Annotated in this window: 15 protein-coding genes and 1 tRNA gene; 10 read left to right on the top strand and 6 right to left on the bottom strand. The window is 31.8% G+C overall.

Going from position 1 to position 19320, the window contains the following annotated elements; genetic code table 11:
• Positions 1-335 precede the first annotated feature (335 nt).
• The gene (locus ACE3PD_RS07415) at positions 336-575 is read right to left on the bottom strand and encodes a DUF2007 domain-containing protein (protein WP_374401059.1); all 240 of its coding nucleotides are present in this window, start codon (positions 573-575) and stop codon (positions 336-338) included.
• A 44-nt stretch (positions 576-619) separates the two neighbouring features.
• The gene (locus tag ACE3PD_RS07410; protein ID WP_374401057.1) at positions 620-856 is read right to left on the bottom strand and encodes a hypothetical protein; all 237 of its coding nucleotides are present in this window, start codon (positions 854-856) and stop codon (positions 620-622) included.
• Between the two features lie 123 nt (positions 857-979).
• Between ACE3PD_RS07410 and rnr the strand changes: the two genes are divergently transcribed.
• The 3 genes from rnr (at position 980) to ACE3PD_RS07395 (ending at position 4663) form a co-directional block, all read left to right on the top strand.
• Positions 980-3169 (top strand): ribonuclease R, encoded by a 2190-nt coding sequence (gene rnr / locus ACE3PD_RS07405; protein ID WP_374401055.1) that lies wholly within the window; start codon positions 980-982, stop codon positions 3167-3169.
• 20 nt (positions 3170-3189) lie between these two features.
• Positions 3190-3858 (top strand): head GIN domain-containing protein, encoded by a 669-nt coding sequence (locus ACE3PD_RS07400; protein WP_374401053.1) that lies wholly within the window; start codon positions 3190-3192, stop codon positions 3856-3858.
• Positions 3859-3967: 109 nt separating this feature from the next.
• The gene (locus ACE3PD_RS07395; protein ID WP_374401051.1) at positions 3968-4663 is read left to right on the top strand and encodes a LysE family translocator; all 696 of its coding nucleotides are present in this window, start codon (positions 3968-3970) and stop codon (positions 4661-4663) included.
• 54 nt (positions 4664-4717) lie between these two features.
• Here ACE3PD_RS07395 and ACE3PD_RS07390 read toward each other — a convergent pair.
• A tRNA-Cys gene (locus tag ACE3PD_RS07390) sits at positions 4718-4788 on the bottom strand.
• A gap of 123 nt (positions 4789-4911) precedes the next feature.
• Between ACE3PD_RS07390 and ACE3PD_RS07385 the strand changes: the two genes are divergently transcribed.
• Entirely contained in the window at positions 4912-6831 is a 1920-nt protein-coding gene (locus ACE3PD_RS07385; RefSeq protein WP_374401049.1) for an LTA synthase family protein, read from the top strand.
• A gap of 71 nt (positions 6832-6902) precedes the next feature.
• On the opposite strand, the gene folB is transcribed toward ACE3PD_RS07385, so the two are convergent.
• Complete coding sequence (folB, locus tag ACE3PD_RS07380; RefSeq protein WP_026725423.1) at positions 6903-7262, bottom strand: dihydroneopterin aldolase; 360 nt, start codon at positions 7260-7262, stop codon at positions 6903-6905.
• Between the two features lie 131 nt (positions 7263-7393).
• On the opposite strand from folB, the gene ACE3PD_RS07375 reads away from it, so the two are divergent.
• A complete protein-coding gene (locus ACE3PD_RS07375) occupies positions 7394-9076 on the top strand; it encodes a glutamine--tRNA ligase/YqeY domain fusion protein (RefSeq protein WP_374401046.1) in 1683 nt (560 codons plus the stop codon).
• A gap of 60 nt (positions 9077-9136) precedes the next feature.
• On the top strand, positions 9137-9697 hold the full coding sequence (locus tag ACE3PD_RS07370; protein WP_374401044.1) for a hypothetical protein: 561 nt from the start codon (positions 9137-9139) through the stop codon (positions 9695-9697).
• 417 nt (positions 9698-10114) lie between these two features.
• Here the strand turns inward: ACE3PD_RS07370 and ACE3PD_RS07365 are convergent, their stop codons facing one another.
• Positions 10115-11092, bottom strand: a complete 978-nt coding sequence (locus tag ACE3PD_RS07365) for an SPFH domain-containing protein (protein ID WP_374401042.1) — start codon at positions 11090-11092, stop codon at positions 10115-10117.
• 98 nt (positions 11093-11190) lie between these two features.
• Between ACE3PD_RS07365 and ACE3PD_RS07360 the strand changes: the two genes are divergently transcribed.
• A complete protein-coding gene (locus ACE3PD_RS07360) occupies positions 11191-11838 on the top strand; it encodes a PorT family protein (protein WP_374401040.1) in 648 nt (215 codons plus the stop codon).
• A gap of 31 nt (positions 11839-11869) precedes the next feature.
• On the opposite strand, the gene gltX is transcribed toward ACE3PD_RS07360, so the two are convergent.
• Positions 11870-13372: a glutamate--tRNA ligase gene (gene gltX / locus ACE3PD_RS07355; RefSeq protein ID WP_374401038.1), complete on the bottom strand. Its 1503-nt coding sequence runs from the start codon at positions 13370-13372 to the stop codon at positions 11870-11872.
• Positions 13373-13582: 210 nt separating this feature from the next.
• On the opposite strand from gltX, the gene ACE3PD_RS07350 reads away from it, so the two are divergent.
• From ACE3PD_RS07350 to mnmG, 3 genes are read left to right on the top strand one after another with little or no spacing between them, the layout of a single operon-like run.
• The gene (locus ACE3PD_RS07350) at positions 13583-16885 is read left to right on the top strand and encodes a hypothetical protein (RefSeq protein WP_374401036.1); all 3303 of its coding nucleotides are present in this window, start codon (positions 13583-13585) and stop codon (positions 16883-16885) included.
• Entirely contained in the window at positions 16878-17297 is a 420-nt protein-coding gene (ybeY, locus tag ACE3PD_RS07345) for an rRNA maturation RNase YbeY (protein WP_374401034.1), read from the top strand. Before ACE3PD_RS07350 ends, ybeY begins: the two co-directional genes overlap by 8 nt.
• Positions 17298-17353: 56 nt before the next feature.
• Positions 17354-19225 (top strand): tRNA uridine-5-carboxymethylaminomethyl(34) synthesis enzyme MnmG, encoded by a 1872-nt coding sequence (mnmG, locus tag ACE3PD_RS07340; protein WP_374401032.1) that lies wholly within the window; start codon positions 17354-17356, stop codon positions 19223-19225.
• Positions 19226-19320: the final 95 nt, after the last annotated feature.

The raw sequence follows: 19320 nt of genomic DNA, 5'->3' as shown, positions 1-19320 counted from the left end.
TTTCACGAATTTTTAGAAAAGTTATCAATAGAAAAAAATCAGTTTTCAACAGAAATCAACAATTGAAGTTATTTACAAAACCATTATAAAATCAAATTTCAACAACTGTTGATAACTACAAAAGAAAGAATTTAGAAGGTCTTATTTTCAGTTCTTTACTAAATTTTAGAATTGTTAATTACGTTGTATAAGTAACAATAACTTTTAAAAACTACTTCTGTAAAAAAACTTATTCCACATATTAACACGCTATAATAACCATCATAAATTTAAATTTAATTAAAAATATTTTTTATTGTTTTTAATATATGTTGAAAACTTTCAGCTTTTAAAAATTAAACAATTTTTAAATGATCGTCTTCATTTAATTTTTTAAGAATTACTTTTACGGTTGCTTCATCGTTTGGATGTACTTTTAATTTGATTCCGCCGTAAGCTATTGTGGCAAAAGGATCGATTCCAACGATGGTTTCGTTTTCAAAAAAATAAGCAATTCCTTCTTGCTCTAATAAATTTTTAATAATTAATGTTTCGTGTTGGTAGTTAAAAATAGCAACAGTTATAAAGTTTTCCATGTGATGAAATAAAAAAGGATTCACAATAAGTAAATCCTAAATTTTTATTGAACAATTAATTTTTCTTTTTTTAATTCGACAAGTATCTTTTTCACTTGTTCTACATTTTGTTCTTCTACTTTCAAAGTAATGTTTCCAAAACCAATACTTTGTAATGGATCAACCGATACTACAGTTTCATCTTGAATAATGTATGGAATTTTTTTTCGTTCCAGTACACTTCTTAATTTCATGGTTTCTCTTTGGTTGTTAAAAATAGCAACTACTACAAAATCATTCATATCTTTTACATTTTTCGTTATTTCACAAATATACGAAAAGTTATTTTTTCATTAAAACTGAGCCTCTCTTACCAATTACTTATAACAATTTCGTAACTTTCAGCATTAATTAGAAATGATACAATGAGTAAGAAACCAAAAAAATTAGGAAAGAAACCAAAAGATTTTACTGCACAAATATTTAAAATACTTTCAAGAGAACCTTCTAAATCTTTTAATTACAAGCAAATAGCTGCTGTTTTAGACTTAAGCGATACCAAAAGCCGAAACGAAATAATTAGAGATTTAAAAATACTTAAAGCACAAGATAAAATTCACGAAACGGAAATTGGAAAATATCAAATTATTTCCAAAGCTGAATATTACGAAGGAATTGTTGATATGACTTCTCGTAAAACAGGTTACTTTGTTTGTGACGAATTAGAAGACGATGTTTTTATTCCGTTTATTAACTTGAATCATGCTTTAGATGGTGATAAAGTGAAAGCTTATATTTACAATAGAAGAAGTTCACGTAAACCAGAAGCAGAAGTTTTAGAAATTTTAGAACGTGCTAAAACAGAATTTGTTGGGGTTATTGATGTGCAAAAAAACTTTGCTTTTGTAACGACTGCCAATGCTAAAATGTATACTGATATTTTCATTCCAAAAAATAAAATTGGTGATGCAGAACATGGTGATGTTGTTTTAGTAACTTTAGAAGATTGGCCTAAAAAAGCCGATTCTCCTTTTGGTTCTGTAATAAAAGTATTAGGAAAACCAGGTGAACACAACACTGAAATTCATGCAATTTTAGCTGAATATGGTTTACCATATGATTTTCCAATTGAAGTAGAAGCGTATGCAAATAAAATTGATACTTCAATCACAGAAGAAGAAATAAAAAAACGTCGCGATATGCGTGATGTTTTAACCTTTACGATTGATCCAAAAGATGCTAAAGATTTTGATGATGCTTTATCGTTTCAGATTTTAGAAAATGGAAATTACGAAATTGGAGTTCATATTGCCGATGTTTCGCATTATCTTCAAGAAGGAACTATTTTAGATGATGAAGCGTATAAAAGAGCTACTTCGGTGTATTTAGTAGATCGAGTGGTTCCAATGTTACCAGAAGTGTTATCGAATTTTGCTTGTTCGCTTCGACCTCATGAAGAAAAATATACCTTTTCAGCGGTTTTTCAATTGAATAATAAAGCAGAAGTTTTAGATGCATGGTTTGGAAGAACAGTAACGTATTCTGATCAACGTTTTGCGTATGAAGAAGCACAGAATATTATCGAAACTAAAAGTGATGTTATTCCAGCCGAAATTTCATTAACTGGAAGCGAATATATTGTTCCAAAACCAATTGTTGAAGCTACTTTAAAAATGGATGAATTAGCAAAAATTCTTCGTAGAAAAAGAATGGCTGCTGGAGCTATTTCGTTTGATAAAGTAGAAGTAAAATTCAATTTAAATGAAAACGCAGAACCAATTGGAGTGTATTTCAAACAAAGTAAAGATGCAAATCATTTGATTGAAGAATTCATGTTGTTAGCGAATAGAAAAGTAGCGGAATTCATTGGAAAACAAAAGAAAACTTTCATTTACAGAATTCACGATGAACCAAATGAAGATAAATTAATCAATCTTCAAACCGTGATTGCTAAGTTTGGTTATTCAATTAATTTTAAATCAAAAAAAGACATTTCGAATTCGTTAAATAATTTACTTTCAGAAGTTGTAGGTAAAAAAGAACAAAATTTAGTGGATACACTTACCATTCGAAGTATGAGTAAAGCGGCTTATTCAACTGAAAATATTGGTCACTACGGATTAGCTTTTGATTATTACAGTCATTTTACATCGCCAATTCGTCGTTATCCAGATGTAATGGCACACCGTTTGTTACAATATTACATAGATGGTGGAAAAAGTGTAAGTGAAGAAGAATACGAAGAAAAATGCCAACATTCTTCACAAATGGAAGCTTTAGCGGCTCAAGCGGAAAGAGATTCTGTGAAATACATGCAAGTAAAATACATGCAAGATCACAAAGATCAAGAGTTTTTAGGTGTAATTTCTGGTGTAACCGAATGGGGAATTTATGTAGAAATCATCGAAAATAAATGCGAAGGAATGGTTCGTATTCGTGAAATAAAAGATGATTATTACACGTTTGATGACAAACAATATGCTTTAGTTGGTGAAGTTTCTAAAAACATGTTACAATTAGGCGATGAAGTTTACGTTAAAGTAAAAAATGCCGATTTAGTGAAAAAACAATTGGATTTTCATTTTTTGAGAAAGAGAGAATTGTTAATTTCTTAATAGGATTTAAATAAAATAAAATGAAGAAAATAGTTTTTAGTCTTTTATTAATTAGTTCAATAACTTTTGCCCAAACCGAAAAAAACGTTGGTGATTTTACTAAAGTAACCGCATTTGATAAAATTGATGTCAACTTAGTAGCTTCATATGAAAACAAAGTTGTTTTAAAAGGGGCTAATTCTCAAGAAGTAGAATTGCTAAACAAAAATGGCGAATTAAAAATCAGAATGCCTTTAACCAAAATGTTAAGTGGTGATGATGTTTCAGCTACGGTTTATTATAAAAAATTAGACGCTGTTGAAGCTAATGAAGGAAGTAGAATAGCATCTAAAGATGAAATTTCTGCCATTAATTTTGATATTATTTGTAAAGAAGGTTCTGAAATTAAACTTACTAATTTACAAGCTGATAGATTACAAATTCGTGTTTCGCAAGGAAGTATTATAACTACAAAAGGAACTGTTAAAAACCAGGATATTGTATCGAATTCAGGTGGAAAATATGATGGTCAAGATTGTAAAACACAACAAACCGTTGTAACTGTAAATGCTGGTGGAATGGCAAATGTATATGCAACTGATTTTGTCGATGCTAAAACAAGAGCTGGTGGTGAAATCACGATTTATGGGAAACCAAAGCAAATCAACCAGAAAACAATTGCTGGTGGAACTATTGAACAAGCGAAGTAAAGTTAGTCACAGTTTTCAGTCACAGTTTTCAGTTTTTTTTGTAATTTCGTATTATTAACAATTTTTAGTTTGCAAAACTGCGACTGAGAACCGAGACTGAGACTAAAATTTGCATTTACACGATATACTTACCGCAATTCCTTGGGGACTTTTGTTAGCTTTTTCAATTGGTCCTGGTTTTTTTGTTTTACTTGAAACCAGTATTACCAAAGGTTTTAGAGCGGCTTTTGTTTTTGATTTAGGAATTGTTTTTGGTGATATTATCTTTATTTTAATTGCGTATTTAAGTACGAATCAACTTTTAGAACAATTAAAAGATAATCCGACACTTTTTGTTATTGGTGGAATAATCATGTTGGCTTATGGATTGATTTCGTTTATTATGTTAAAACGAAATTTCCAAAAACAACAAGTAATAGAACAAGACGATGATAACATTCCTAAAAAGAACTATTTCGCTTTATTCTTCAAGGGTTTTTTATTGAATTTCATTAACATCGGAGTTTTAGGTTTTTGGATGATGATTATCATTACTTACGGACCTCAAATGGAAATGAATACTTCAAGAATTTCCATCTTTTTTGCTGCTATTTTATTCTTTTATTTAGCTTTTGATGTAGCAAAAATTCTTTTAGCAAAACAACTAAAACACCGATTAACACCAATAAACATTTACAAAATCAAGCGTGTAATTAGTGTAGTAATTTTAATTTTCGGATTGTTTTTTATTCTTCAAGGTTTCTTCCCAAAGGAAAAAGAAATGATAACGAATAAGTTGTTACCCGATACAACAGTAACTGAATAATTTTTCTTAAAAATTTAAACAAAAAAAGAGCTACTATTTCTAGTAACTCTTTAGAGGCATCGCCCGGATTCGAACCGGGGTAGACGGTTTTGCAGACCGCTGCCTAGCCGCTCGGCCACGACGCCATTGTTTGAACGGACTGCAAATTTACATTTTATTTCCTCTTTTCCAAAAATATTAAGCATTTATTAAGTACAAATATTTAGTTTTAAAGTTTAATTTTGTGCAAAACAAATAGTTGATTAATTATGAAGAATTTACGTTACTTAAAACCTATATTTAGTTTTTTCTTAATCGGTTTATCTATAACCACTATTAGTAGAATTCTTTTGTTTTTTGTGTTCAAAGAACGTGTTGTGGAGAATCCTAACTATGGACAATTGTTTCTTATTGGTCTTCGTTTCGATTTAATTTTAATGTGTTACATCGCATTTTTACCAACGGTTTTAATTTCATTACTTCCCGATTCTGTTTTAAAACACTTCAAAAAGTTCTTTAATATTTACTTTATCTTCTTCTTGTTTTTGTTTCTGTTGATGGAATTATCAACATTAGATTTTATTAATCAATACGATACACGTCCAAATCGCTTGTTTTTAGATTATTTAATATATCCTAAAGAAGTAGTAGGAACACTATTAAAAAGTTATTTACCTTCTTTAATCATCACTACTATTTTACTTGGAATTGCTTTGTTTTTTGCTTTTAAACACGGTAAAAAAATATTTTATCCATTTGATAGTACTTACAAAACTAAGTTGTTATTATTTCCTTTAGTTGCTTTCTTTTTGTTTTTTGGAGCTAGAGGTAGTTTAACTTCTAAACGTCCTATAAATGCTAGTAATGCCATCTTTTGTTCCGATCAAATGACGAATTCATTAGGATTAAATTCGCTTTACACGGTTGCATTTGCCGCTTACTCGATTAAGAATGAAGGTGATGTTAAGAAATATGGTAAAATGGATGAATTAGAAGCCTACACTCGCGTAAAAAAATACATGGACGTTACCGAATTTATTCCAGGTGAAGTTCCTTTTTTACACCTTCAAAAACCAGATGCTCCACAACCAAAATACAACGTGGTAATCTTTTTACAAGAAAGTCTAGGAGCTGAATATGTGGGATGTTTAAACGGTTTACCTTTAACACCTGAATTGGATAAATTATCAAAAGAAGGGTTATTATTTACCAATTTATATTGTACCGGAACTCGAAGTGTAAGAGGGATTGAGCAAGTTACGGCTGGATTTTTACCTAATCCATCAGAAAGTATTGTGAAATTAGGTGGTTCACAACAAGGATTTTTTACATTAGCTGATGCTTTTGGTCGTCAAAATTACGATACAAGTTTCATTTATGGTGGAATGGCGAATTTTGATAATATGGCTTCTTTTTTCAATGGAAATGGTTTTAAAAATATCATCGATGAAACTGATTTTGATAAAGATGGAAAGAAATATGCGATGAAGGGCACTTGGGGTTATTGTGATGAAGATCTAGCAGTGAAAGCCAATGAATATTATAAAAATCTTGGAAATAAACCGTTCTTTTCTTTGATGTTTTCTACTTCAAATCATGAGCCATTTGAATTTCCAGATGGTAGAATTCAACTTTACGAACAACCTAAAAATACAGTTCATAATGCTATGAAATATGCCGATTTTTCTATCGGTAAATTCTTTGAATTAGCTAAAAAAGAAGCCTATTTTAAGAATACTATTTTTGTTGTTATTGCCGATCATAATACTAGAACGTATGGCAAAAATTTAGTTCCAGTGAATAAATTTCATATTCCAGCTTTAATTATTGCACCAAATGTTGAAAAAGGAAGTACTTACGATAATTTAGCAAGTCAAATGGATATTCCATCAACGGTTTTAGCCTTATCTGGAATCACAACTAAAACACCAATGCCAGGAAGAAACTTGCTAAAATTACCTAAAGGAACAAAAGGAAGAACCATTATGTTATTTCATGAAACTTATGCTTTTAGAGTGGAAGATGATATTGTTATTTTAAATCCAAATGCAAAACCATTACAGTTCAAAGTAAAAAGTGATACCGAATTAATTCCTGTTGCTTTGAATGAAGAATTAGCTAAAGATGCACTTGCCCATATTGTGGCATCGAGTAATTTATACAAAAAAAGAGTATATAAAATAGATTAAAAAAGCTTTAGTCATACTGAACTCGTTTCAGCATCTAAAAAAAGAATCGGATATTAATTCCGATTCTTTTTTTAATTTCTAAACTCTTCCATTTCAATAGTAACTGCTTCTACATCACCACCAATAGGCGGATTCAATTTAGAAACGGCTAATTTTATTCGTGAAATTGACGGAATTTCAGCAAAACATCTAGTAATAATGCGCTGTGCAACATGTTCTAACAATTTAGATCGAATTGCCATTTCTTCTACCACAATTTTGTTTAAATGTACATAATCAACGGTATCAGATAATTCATCCGTTTGAGACGATTTACGTAAATCGGTTTTAATTTCTAAATCTACTCGGTAATCTGAGCCTATTTTTCCTTCCTCAATTAAACAACCATGGTATGAAAAAGTTCTAATATTTTGTAATTTAATAGTTCCCATAAAATTTTAGTTTCTAGTTTGAAGTTTTTTAGGTTTCAAGTTGTTTTTCTTTCTTCAAAGTTACATAAAACCTGAAACTTTTAAACTTGAAACCTGAAACATTTTCTATCTTTGCATAAATTTTTGATACTATGTCAACAGAAGAAAAATCATTGAATTTTATAGAACAAATCATTGAAGAAGATTTAAAAAATGGTTTGTCAGCAGATAAATTACGTTTTCGTTTTCCACCAGAACCAAATGGATATTTGCATGTTGGTCACGCAAGTGCAATTTGCTTAAATTTTGGTTTAGGAATCGATTACAACGCTCCAGTTAATCTTCGTTTCGACGATACGAATCCTTCTAAAGAAGAGCAAGAATATGTTGATGCTATCAAGCGCGATGTGGAATGGTTAGGCTATAAATGGGATAAAGAATGTTATGCTTCGGATTATTTCCAACAATTGTATGATTGGGCAGTGGAATTAATCAAAAAAGATAAAGCGTATGTAGATAGCCAAACTTCGGAAGAAATGGCAAAACAAAAAGGTACGCCAACTACTCCAGGAACCGATTCTCCTTACAGAAATCGTTCTATCGAAGAGAATTTAGATTTATTTACACGTATGAAAAATGGAGAATTCGAAAAAGGAACTCACGTTTTACGTGCTAAAATTTCGATGAACGCTAATAATATGTTGATGCGTGATCCAATCATTTACCGCATCATGCACGCACATCACCACAGAACTGGAAACGATTGGTGTATTTATCCAATGTACGATTGGGCACATGGTGAAAGTGATTATTTAGAGCAAATTTCACACTCGTTTTGTACGTTAGAATTCTTGCCTCACCGTGAATTATATGATTGGTTTTTGAATCAAATTTATGATCCTACAAAGGTGCGACCAAAGCAAAGAGAATTTGCCCGAAGAAATTTATCACATACCGTAGTTTCTAAACGTAAATTATTACAGTTAGTTGAAGAAAAGCATGTTACAGGTTGGGATGACCCAAGAATGTCAACGATTTCTGGAATGAGAAGACGCGGTTACACACCTGCTTCTATCCGAAATTTTGCTAAAACTATTGGAATTGCAAAACGTGATAATTTGATTGATGTTTCACTTTTAGAATTCTGTGTTCGTGAAGATTTGAACAAAATTGCACCTCGTGTAATGGCGGTTTTAGATCCTGTGAAATTAGTTATTACAAATTATCCAGAAGGTCAAGAAGAGTGGCTAGATGCTGAAAATAATCCGGAAGAAGAAGTAATGACCTATAGAAAAGTGCCATTTTCTAAAGAATTGTATATCGAAAGAGAAGATTTTCAAGAAGAAGCACATAAGAAATTTTTCCGATTAACTTTAGGAACTGAAGTTCGTTTGAAAAACGCCTATATCATTAAAGGTGAGTCAGTTGTAAAAGACGAAAACGGTAATATCACTGAAATTCATGCTACTTACGACGTAGATTCTAAATCAGGAAGCGGAACAGAAGCCAGCCAAAGAAAGGTAAAAGGAACGATTCATTGGGTTTCGATTCCTCATGCAAGAGAAGCAGAAGTACGAGTTTATGATAGATTATTCACTAATGAAAGTCCAGATAAAGACAAAGAAGTTGATTTTAAAGAATTCATCAACCCAAATTCATTAAAAGTAATTAAAGGATTTGTAGAACCAAGTTTGGTTACTTCAAAAGAATTAGATCATTTCCAATTTCAACGTTTAGGTTATTTCTGTGTAGATAGAGATTCTACCCCAGAAAAATTAGTTTTCAACAAAACAGTTGGCTTGAGAGATACTTGGGCTAAAATTTCAGAACAATAATTAATATTAATATTTTATATAACTGATAGTTAATTACTTAGCTATCAGTTTTTTTACATTATGAAAAGACTTTTTTTACTTGGTTTAGTATTGTTTTCTATTAGTGGTTTTTCACAAGATAGCTTACGAGTTGAAAAATCTATCTTTGGAATTCAAACTGGTTTACTTGGTTTTTGGGCGCATAACGAAGCAAGATTATCAGATGAAATTGCTTTAAGAACGGAATTAGGATTTGATTTAGGAGTTGCTAAAAGTAGTTTGCAAGACAAAGATATTGTAGTTTTAATTCCTTCCATTAGATTAGAGCCAAGATGGTATTATAACCTTGAAAATAGAGTTAAAAAAGGGAAGAGCATTGCTAAAAATAGTGCTAATTTCTTTGCTTTAAACACCACTTGGAATCCCGATTTTTTCTACATTACAAATGAAAATAAAGACAATTTTAATGTGATTTCAACTTTAGCTATTATTCCTAAATGGGGCTTAAAAAGAACTTATGGTTCTCATTTTACATTTGAAACGGGTTTTGGTCTTGGTTATTTTTTCTACCTTGAAGAATATAATAATGAAACAGGAAATGTTGGAGTAGATTTACATTTAAGAATTGGGTATACTTTTTAATTTATAAATTATAAAATTTTAAAACCTGCAAAAAGTTCTTTGCAGGTTTTTTTATTCCTAATTATCAAAAATAACATTTTACGATGATATTTTATTTTTACATCTATATTTATTATTATTACTAAAAACTATCAAAATAAAATTTTTAATAATTAAAAACTTAAAAAAGTGACTTTCATAAATGAATTGTAAGAAAAAAACTTTTTTAGCTAAAGTGTTTTTACATCTTTAGTATTGAAAGTGTCAGAAATCGCTTTATTTGAATTTTTGCTTAAAATCGAGGTGTTTTTTCTCTAATTTTCTCTTCTTGGATCGGCTTTTAAAAATTATCACTAAAATTATAATTTTCTAACATTTGGTTATAAAAAAACCACCAATTAAAAATTGATGGTTCTAAAATTAATTTTGATAATTCTATTATACTTCTTCTGAATTTTCAATTCCGAAATTTTCGTTTGAAGCATCTTTCTTATTTACCTTTTTGGTTTTGTGTGCATTTTTCATGGCTTCACCCACTTGGTTACTTGCTGTAAAACTTGCTACCATGTTGTTCAACATATCACTTCCCGCTTGTGGTGAATTTGGTAGTAAAATTAAATTACTGTTGGCATCAGCACCAATTGCTTGCAATGTATCATAATGTTGTGTTACTACAATTAAAGCGGAAGCTTCTTGAGAATTAATTCCCACTTTGTTCAACACATCAACCGATTCTACTAAACCACGAGCAATTTCTCTTCTTTGGTCAGCAATACCTTGACCTTGAAGTCTTTTACTTTCTGCTTCTGCTTTTGCTTTAGCAACAATTCTAATTCTTCCAGCTTCTGCTTCATATTCTGCAGCTGTTTTTTCACGGTCAGACGCGTTAATTCTATTCATTGCATTTTTAACTTGAATATCTGGATCAATATCAGTAATTAATGTATTAATGATATCATAACCATAAGTTGTCATCGCCTCGTTTAACTCACGTTTTACTGCAATTGCAATGTCATCTTTTCTTTCGAAAACGTCGTCTAATTTTAATTTTGGAACTTCAGCACGCACTACGTCAAATACATAAGATGTAATTTGGTCGTGAGGATATTCTAATTTATAAAACGCTTCGTATGCTTTTTCTTGTAAAACTTTAAACTGTACCGAAACTTTCATTTTAACAAATACGTTATCTTTAGTTTTGGTTTCGATGATAACGTCTAATTGTTGAATTCTTAAGTTAACGCGTCCTGCAATTCTGTCAACAATTGGAATTTTGAGCTGTAAACCTGAGTTTCTCAAGCTTTGAAATTTTCCGAATCGTTCCACAACTACTACAGTTTGTTGTTTCACGGTGAAAAACGAAGAAAAAAGGACAATCAATCCAACGAATAGAAGAGGAAATGTAATAAACTCCATAATTTATAGTTTTAGTTATACAAGTTATACGCTTTTTAAAGTAAAAAGTTACAAAAAATCATTTATTAAGTTTACTTTTGGCGCTTAAATTTTTAAAGATGAAGAAATTAGCTTTTATTTTCCTAATGATTTCAACAGTTGCAATGGCACAACGTGGTTTTAAAGACAGTAACCGAATAGGAATTGGCGCGGGTTTAACCCAATTAAATATTTATACCGATAATTTTACCGTTACACCAGAAAGTGGTTGGATTGGCGGTTTAAGTGTAAGAGGAAATTATTACAACAACTGGCAAATGAGTTTTGGTATGTTTTTTACCGATAGTAATTTCTCTATTCCAACATTAAAAGGGTTGCAACAAACGCAAACAAGTTTTAAAATGTCAGCCGTACAAATTTATATTGTACCAAGTTATGTGGCAATTGAAGACCATTTGAATTTAGAATTTGGTCCCGTTTTACAAATAAATGGAAAATTAGGAGTTGACAAAGACGATGAAAACAATTTATTGTTAGACCAACCTGGCTTAATTGCCAAAGATATTGTTGATGTTTCTAAAATTAACGCTAATTTCTATGTAGGAATTAATGGTGGTTTTAAAAACGTTAGAGCAAGAATTGGTTACCAATATGGTTTAACGAATTTCTTCGGCAACTTAAAAAATAACGATAACGTAAAGTTACTTGGCGAAAAAATGAAAGGAAATATTGGTTTGATTAGTGGTCAGATTACGATATATCTTTAATAAAAAACCCTGAATTATCAGGGCTTTTCTTTTATAAACTAGCAATTGCTTTTTCTATTCTTTTTACTGTTTCGGCTTTTCCTATCATTTCGATAATGTCGAATAAATGTGGCCCTTTAAGTGCTCCTACTAAACTCAATCGTAACGGTTGCATTACTTTCCCCATTCCAATTTCGTTTGTCGTCATCCATTCTTTTAATAAGGTTTCAATGTTAACAGAAGTAAAATCTTCAATTTTATTCAATTCTGAAATTACTTGTTGCATTAAAGCTGGTGTTTCCTCTTTCCAGTTTTTAGCTGCTTTTTCATCGTAAGTTGTTGGTGCTTCAAAGAAATAATCCGCTAAATCCCAAAATTCTGTTACGAAATTAGCTCTTTCTTTAATCATCGATACAATCTTAGTTACATCTAATGAAGTAGAAATTCCTTTTTTATCTAAGATAGTTTTAAAGCTTTCCGCTAAACTTGCATCACTTTGCTTTTGTAAATATTGATGATTGAACCATTTGTTTTTCTCAGGATCAAACTTCGCTCCTGCTTTGTGAATTCGGTTTAAATCAAATTTTTGTACTAATTCTTCTAATGAGAAGATCTCTTGTTCGGTTCCGTCATTCCAACCTAATAAAGCTAAGAAGTTAATCACCGCTTCTGGGAAAAATCCGTTTTCTCTGTAACCAGATGAAATTCCTTCTTCTGTTTTCCATTCCATAGGAAATACTGGGAATCCCATTTTATCACCATCACGTTTTGATAATTTTCCGTTTCCAATTGGTTTTAAAATCAAAGGTAAATGAGCAAATTCTGGAGCGTTCCAACCAAAAGCTTTGTATAACAAATGATGTAAAGGCAAACTTGGCAACCATTCTTCACCACGAATTACATGCGAAGTTTCCATCAAATGGTCATCTACAATATTCGCTAAATGATAGGTTGGCATTCCATCTGATTTGAACAATACTTTATCGTCTAATAAATTCGTATCAAATTTAATGTCGCCACGAATGATGTCTTTCAATTCTAAAATTTCATTCACAGGTGTTTTGAAACGGATAACATAATGTTCACCATTTGCAATTCTTTCTGTTACTTTTTCACGTGAAACCGTCAACGAGTTATCCAATTGTTCTCTTACAGAATGATTGTAAATAAATGTTTTACCATTTGCTTCTGCTTCTTTTCGCATCGCATCTAAACTCTCAGCCGTATCAAAAGCATAATACGCCCAACCTGAATTAATCAATTGGTCCGCGTATTGTTGGTACATCGCTTTACGTTCGCTTTGACGATAAGGTCCAAATTTTTCGTTCTTTCCTACGGTTTCATCTGGAGCAATTCCTAACCATTCTAAAGCTTCAAAAATATAAGCTTCTGCTCCTGGAACAAAACGCGTTTGATCGGTATCTTCAATTCTTAAATAGAAAGTACCACCATTTTTTTTGGCAAATAAATAATTGAATAAAGCGGTACGAACACCACCAATATGCAAAGGTCCAGTTGGACTTGGTGCAAATCTTACTCTAACTTGTTTTGACATTTTATTTTTATTTTTCTTTATTGTCACACTGAGCTTGTCGAAGTGTTGTGCAAAGATACGATTACAATTTAGAAGTTAGAATTTAGATTTTAGAAAATCATTAGGTTATTAACAATCCAAAGCTACAAATGTTAAGTTTCACTAAAAACCTATTGACAATTCTAGAAACATGTTGTATTTTTATCGGTTATAAACAGTATATCAACAATCTTGGAAGCAAAAAGCATTATTTTCGATAAGCTCGAAGGGTTTATCAAGAAGTTTTATACCAATGAACTGATAAAAGGTGTCATTCTTTTCATCGGATTGGGCTTGTTGTATTTCATTTTTACCTTATTGATTGAATACTTTTTATGGTTATCCACTTCAGGAAGAACCATTTTGTTCTGGTTGTTCGTAGGTGTAGAAACGTTTTTATTGATTCGATTCATTGCTTTTCCGTTGTTTAAATTATTCAAATTGCAACAAGGAATCAATTACGAACAAGCATCAGAAATCATAGGAAATCATTTTTCGGAAGTGCAAGACAAGTTGTTGAACTTTTTGCAATTGGCCAATCAAAGTCAAACTTCGGAATTATTAGCGGCTTCAATCGAACAAAAAGCAGCTTCGTTACAACCAATTCCGTTTTCAAATGCGGTGAATTTTGCTAAGAACAAAAAGTTTTTGCCTTATGCAATTATTCCAATTCTATTATTGATTTTGTTTTTCGTTACCGGAAATTCTGAAATCATATCGAAAAGTTTTACTCGTGTGTTAAATTATGAAACGAAATTCGCTCCACCAGCTCCGTTTGAATTTGTGGTTTTGAATAAATCGTTAACCGCACAACAGAATTCCGATTTTGTACTTCAAGTGAAAACACAAGGAAAAGTAATGCCTGAAAATGTAGCGATTCAAATTGGTGATGAGGAATATTTTTTACAAAGCACTAAACCAGGAGTTTTTGAATATACCTTTTCTAAAGTAACAAAAGACATTTCATTTTCTTTTCAAGCAAACGGATTGAATTCTAAAGAATACCAACTTAATGTTGTTGATGTTCCTACGATTGCTAATTTCGAAATGGTATTGCAGTATCCATCTTATTTAGGTAAGAAATCGGAAACGATTCAAGGAACTGGGAATGCAGTTGTTCCAGAAGGAACTGTTGTGAGTTGGAAAATCAATGCATTGGCAACTGATAAAGTTAGTTTTAAATCCAACAATCAAGTTAGTCCATTTTCATCAAAAGAAAATACGTTTTCATTATCGAGAAAAATTGTTGACAATCTGAATTATGAAGTTATTACTTCAAATAAAAATATTACTGAATTTGAAAAATTAGCGTATCATATTGCAATTATTAAAGATCAATATCCAAGTATTTCAGTTCAAACAGCACCTGATTCATTAAAGTTAAAATCTAAAATGATGATTGGTCAGGTTTCCGATGATCATGGTTTATCTAGACTGCAAGTAGTATTTTATCCTAAAGGAAATCCAAATGCAGTTCGAAAAGCTAATTTACCAATCAAAAATCAAGCAGTTGATCAATTTATTTATTCATTTCCTAACGGTTTATCAATTGAGCAAGGTGTAAATTATGAATATTACTTTGAAGTATTTGATAATGATGTAGTTAACAATTATAAAAGCACAAAATCTTCTATTTTTCTTCATTATGAACTTACAGAGGTCCAAAAAGAAGACAAACAATTGCTAGAGCAGAATGAAAACATCAATAGTTTAGAAAAATCGCTTCAAAATCAAGAGAAGCAACTTTCAGAATTGGACAAACTACAAAAGTTGAATAAAGAGAAATCTACACTAGATTTCAAAGATCAAAAGAAAGTGGAAGACTTTATCAATCGTCAAAAACAGCAAGATGAAATGATGAAAGAATTCACTAAAAAGTTAACCGAGAATTTAGAAGAATTTAATCCAAAATCACAAGATAAGGACAAGGAAGAATTATTACGTCGTTTAGAAGAAGCTGAAAAGCAAGCAGAGAAAAATGAGAAGTTACTAAAAGAACTAGAAGAACTTTCTAAGAAATTAGAAAAGGATAAATTATTCGATAAAGCCGATAAGTTAAAACAGAATGCCAAAAATCAACAACAGAATCTTGAACAGTTAGTCGAGTTGACCAAACGTTTTTACGTTGAAAAGAAAGCGGAACAAATTGCAGATAAATTAGATAAACTTGCTGACAAGGAAGATAAATTAGCGGACGATGCTAAAGAAAATTCAAAAGAAAATCAGGATGCTATCAATAAAGAATTCGATGATATTCAAAAAGAGCTTCAAGAGTTGGACAAGGAGAATAAAGAATTGAAAGCTCCAATGGACATTCCTAATGATAAGAACGAACAAGAAGATGTGAAGAAAGATTTGGAAAAAGCTTCTGAAGAATTGCAAAAACAAAATCAACAGAAAGCAAAACCAAAGCAAAAATTAGCAGCCGCTAAAATGAAACAGATGAGTCAGAAAATGTCTCAATCTATGCAATCAGGAGACATGGAACAAATGCAAGAAGATGCTAAATTGTTACGTCAAATTCTAGATAATTTATTAGCTTTTTCATTTGATGAAGAGACTTTAATTAAGACTACAAATGCAACACAAACACGTTCTTTGCAATTGAACAAAGTTTTAAAAAAACAACAAGATTTGAAATTACAATTCAAACATGTGGATGATAGTTTGTTCGCGGTAGCTTTACGTAATCCAAAAATTACAGAAACGATTTTGAATGAAGTCGGTGAAATCCATTACAACTTAGATAAGACTTTAGAAACTTTAGCCGATAATAACATTCAAAAAGGAGCTTCACACCAGCAATACGTTTTAACTTCAGCTAACCGTTTGGCGGATTATCTTAGCAATGTTCAAAGCGAAATGAATATGGAAATGCAAGGTCAAGGTTCTGGAAAAGGTAAACCAAAACCTGGCGGCGGTAAAGGAATGCAGTTACCTGATATAATCAAGCAACAAGATGGTTTGGGTGAAAAAATGAAAGAAGGAATGAAACCAGGTGAAAAGCCAGGTGATAAACCGGGTCAAGGAAAACAAAAAGGGCAATCGGGGCAGAATGGTGAAGATGGTGAGAATGGTTCCGAAGGCAATGCAGGTAAAGTTTTGGAAATTTTAAAAGAACAACAACAATTGCGTGATGCTTTGCAAAAAGCATTAGAAAAAGAAGGCATGACGGGTCAAGGTCAGAATGCTTTGAACCAAATGAAAGATATCGAAAAGCAATTAATCAATAAAGGTTTTAAAAATGAAACATTGCAAAAGATGTTGAATTTAAAACACGAACTTTTAAAATTAGAAAAAGCTATTCAACAACAAGGCGAAGACACCAAGCGTCAGTCTAAAACTAATGATAAGAATTATAACGGTTCAACTACTCCACTTTCTAAGGAATTAAAAGATTATCTGAATAGTGTTGAAATATTAAACAGACAAAGCTTACCTTTGCAACCCAATTTTAACCAGAAGGTTCAAAACTATTTTAAAGGCAATGATTAGTTTTAATTACGAAACAGATTTCGAACTAGAAAACGAAGCACAATATGAAGACTGGATTTCTCGTATCATAGAATCCGAAGGATTTGATGAAGGCGAAATCAATTACATCTTTTGTGATGACGATTACCTACATAAAATCAATGTTGAATATTTAGATCACGACACTTTAACTGATATTATTAGCTTTGATTATACAGTAGGAAATTTAATACAGGGTGATATTTTCGTTTCTGTGGAAAGAGTTCAAGATAATGCAAAGGATTTTAACGTTTCTTTTGAAGAAGAATTAAAACGAGTATTATCACATGGTGTTTTACACTATTGTGGATACAAAGATAAGTCTCTTGAAGACGAAGCTTTGATGCGTTCGAAAGAAGATGAAAAAATGCAAATGTTTCACGTGGAACATTAAGCTTATAAACTAGAATTTTTTTAAATGTTTCACGTGGAACATAATATTTATAGAAGATGTTTTTAAATCAATATGATGTAATTGTTGTTGGTGCTGGTCACGCCGGTTGTGAAGCTGCTGCTGCTGCTGCCAACATGGGGTGTTCTACTCTTTTGGTAACAATGAATCTTCAAAACATTGCGCAGATGTCGTGTAATCCTGCTATGGGAGGAATTGCAAAAGGACAAATCGTGCGTGAGATTGATGCTTTGGGTGGATACTCTGGAATTGTTTCAGACAAGACTGCCATCCAATTCAAGATGTTGAATAAATCAAAAGGTCCTGCGATGTGGTCACCAAGAGTGCAGTCAGACAGAATGCGTTTTTCGGAAGAATGGAGATCGATGCTGGAGAATACTCCGAACTTGGATTTTTACCAAGAAATGGTGGCTGGCATTTTAGCAGAGAATGGAAAGATTGTTGGAGTGAAAACTTCACTTGGAGTTGAAATTAAATCAATGACAGTTGTGTTGACAAACGGAACTTTTTTGAATGGTTTGATTCATATCGGCGACAAACAATTTGGTGGTGGTCGTGCTGGTGAAAGTGCTTCTTTTGGAATCACAGAAGATTTAGTGAAGTTAGGTTTTGAATCTGGAAGAATGAAAACGGGAACCCCTCCACGCGTGGATGGTCGTTCTTTGGATTTTTCTAAAATGACGGAACAACCAGGTGATGAATGTCCAGAAAAATTCTCCTATTCAAATTTAACTGCTCCTTTAAAAACACAACGTTCTTGTTGGATGTCGTATACTTCTTTAGAAGTGCACGATATTTTACGTGAAGGTTTTGATAGAAGTCCAATGTTCAACGGTCGAATTAAAAGTATTGGTCCAAGATACTGTCCTTCTATTGAAGATAAGATTAATCGTTTTGCAGATAAAGAGCGTCATCAATTATTTGTGGAACCAGAAGGTTGGACAACTTGCGAATATTACATAAACGGATTCTCAACTTCCTTACCAGAAGATATTCAATTCAAAGCATTACGTTCTGTTGCCGGATTTGAGAACGTGAAATTTTTCCGTCCGGGTTATGCTATCGAATATGATTACTTCCCTCCTACGCAATTACAACACACTTTAGAAACTAAATTAGTAGAAGGTTTGTATTTCGCTGGACAAATTAACGGAACAACAGGTTACGAAGAAGCTGCTTCTCAAGGTTTGATGGCTGGAATAAATGCAGCATTAAAAGTGCAGAATAGAGAACCATTCATCTTTAAAAGAGACGAAGCGTATATTGGAGTTTTAATTGACGACTTAATTACAAAAGGAACTGAGGAACCATATCGTATGTTTACTTCTCGTGCTGAGTACAGAACTTTATTGCGTCAAGATAATGCGGATTTCAGATTAACGCCAAAAGCATTCGAAATTGGTTTAGCTAAAGAAGAGCGTTTGATTCGAATGGAGCAAAAATTCTCACAATCGGAAGCGATGGTGAATTTCTTTAGAGAAACAAGTTTAAAACCTGAAGAAGCAAATCCAATATTAGAAGCTAAAGGTTCTGCCCCTATGAGTCAACCTGATAAAATGTTTAAAGTTTTTTCTCGTCCGCAATTGGATTTGGAAGATTTCAGAAAGTTTAAAAAAGTAGCGGCTTATATCGAAGAACACGATTTGGATCAAGAAGTAGTTGAGCAAGCCGAAATTCAAGTGAAGTATTCTGGTTATATCGAAAAGGAAAAAAATAACGCGGATAAACTAACTCGTTTAGAAGACATGATTATTCCGGATAGTTTTAATTTTGATAAAATCCAATCCATTTCAATTGAAGCCAAACAAAAATTAAATAAAATCCGACCAAGAACTATCGCACAAGCTTCACGTATTAGTGGAGTTTCGCCAAGTGATATTTCGGTGTTGTTGATATATATGGGAAGATAAGAAAGTGTTCAGTGTTCAGTTTTTAGTATTCAGTAAAAATGTTTCACGTGAAACAACGCTGTCAAGCCTATTAAAATAAGCCTTTCGCATAAAAA

This window comes from Flavobacterium sp., from assembly GCF_041911335.1.
In the GTDB taxonomy this organism is placed as follows: domain Bacteria; phylum Bacteroidota; class Bacteroidia; order Flavobacteriales; family Flavobacteriaceae; genus Flavobacterium.
This window is presented reverse-complemented; position numbering and strand designations above follow the sequence as displayed.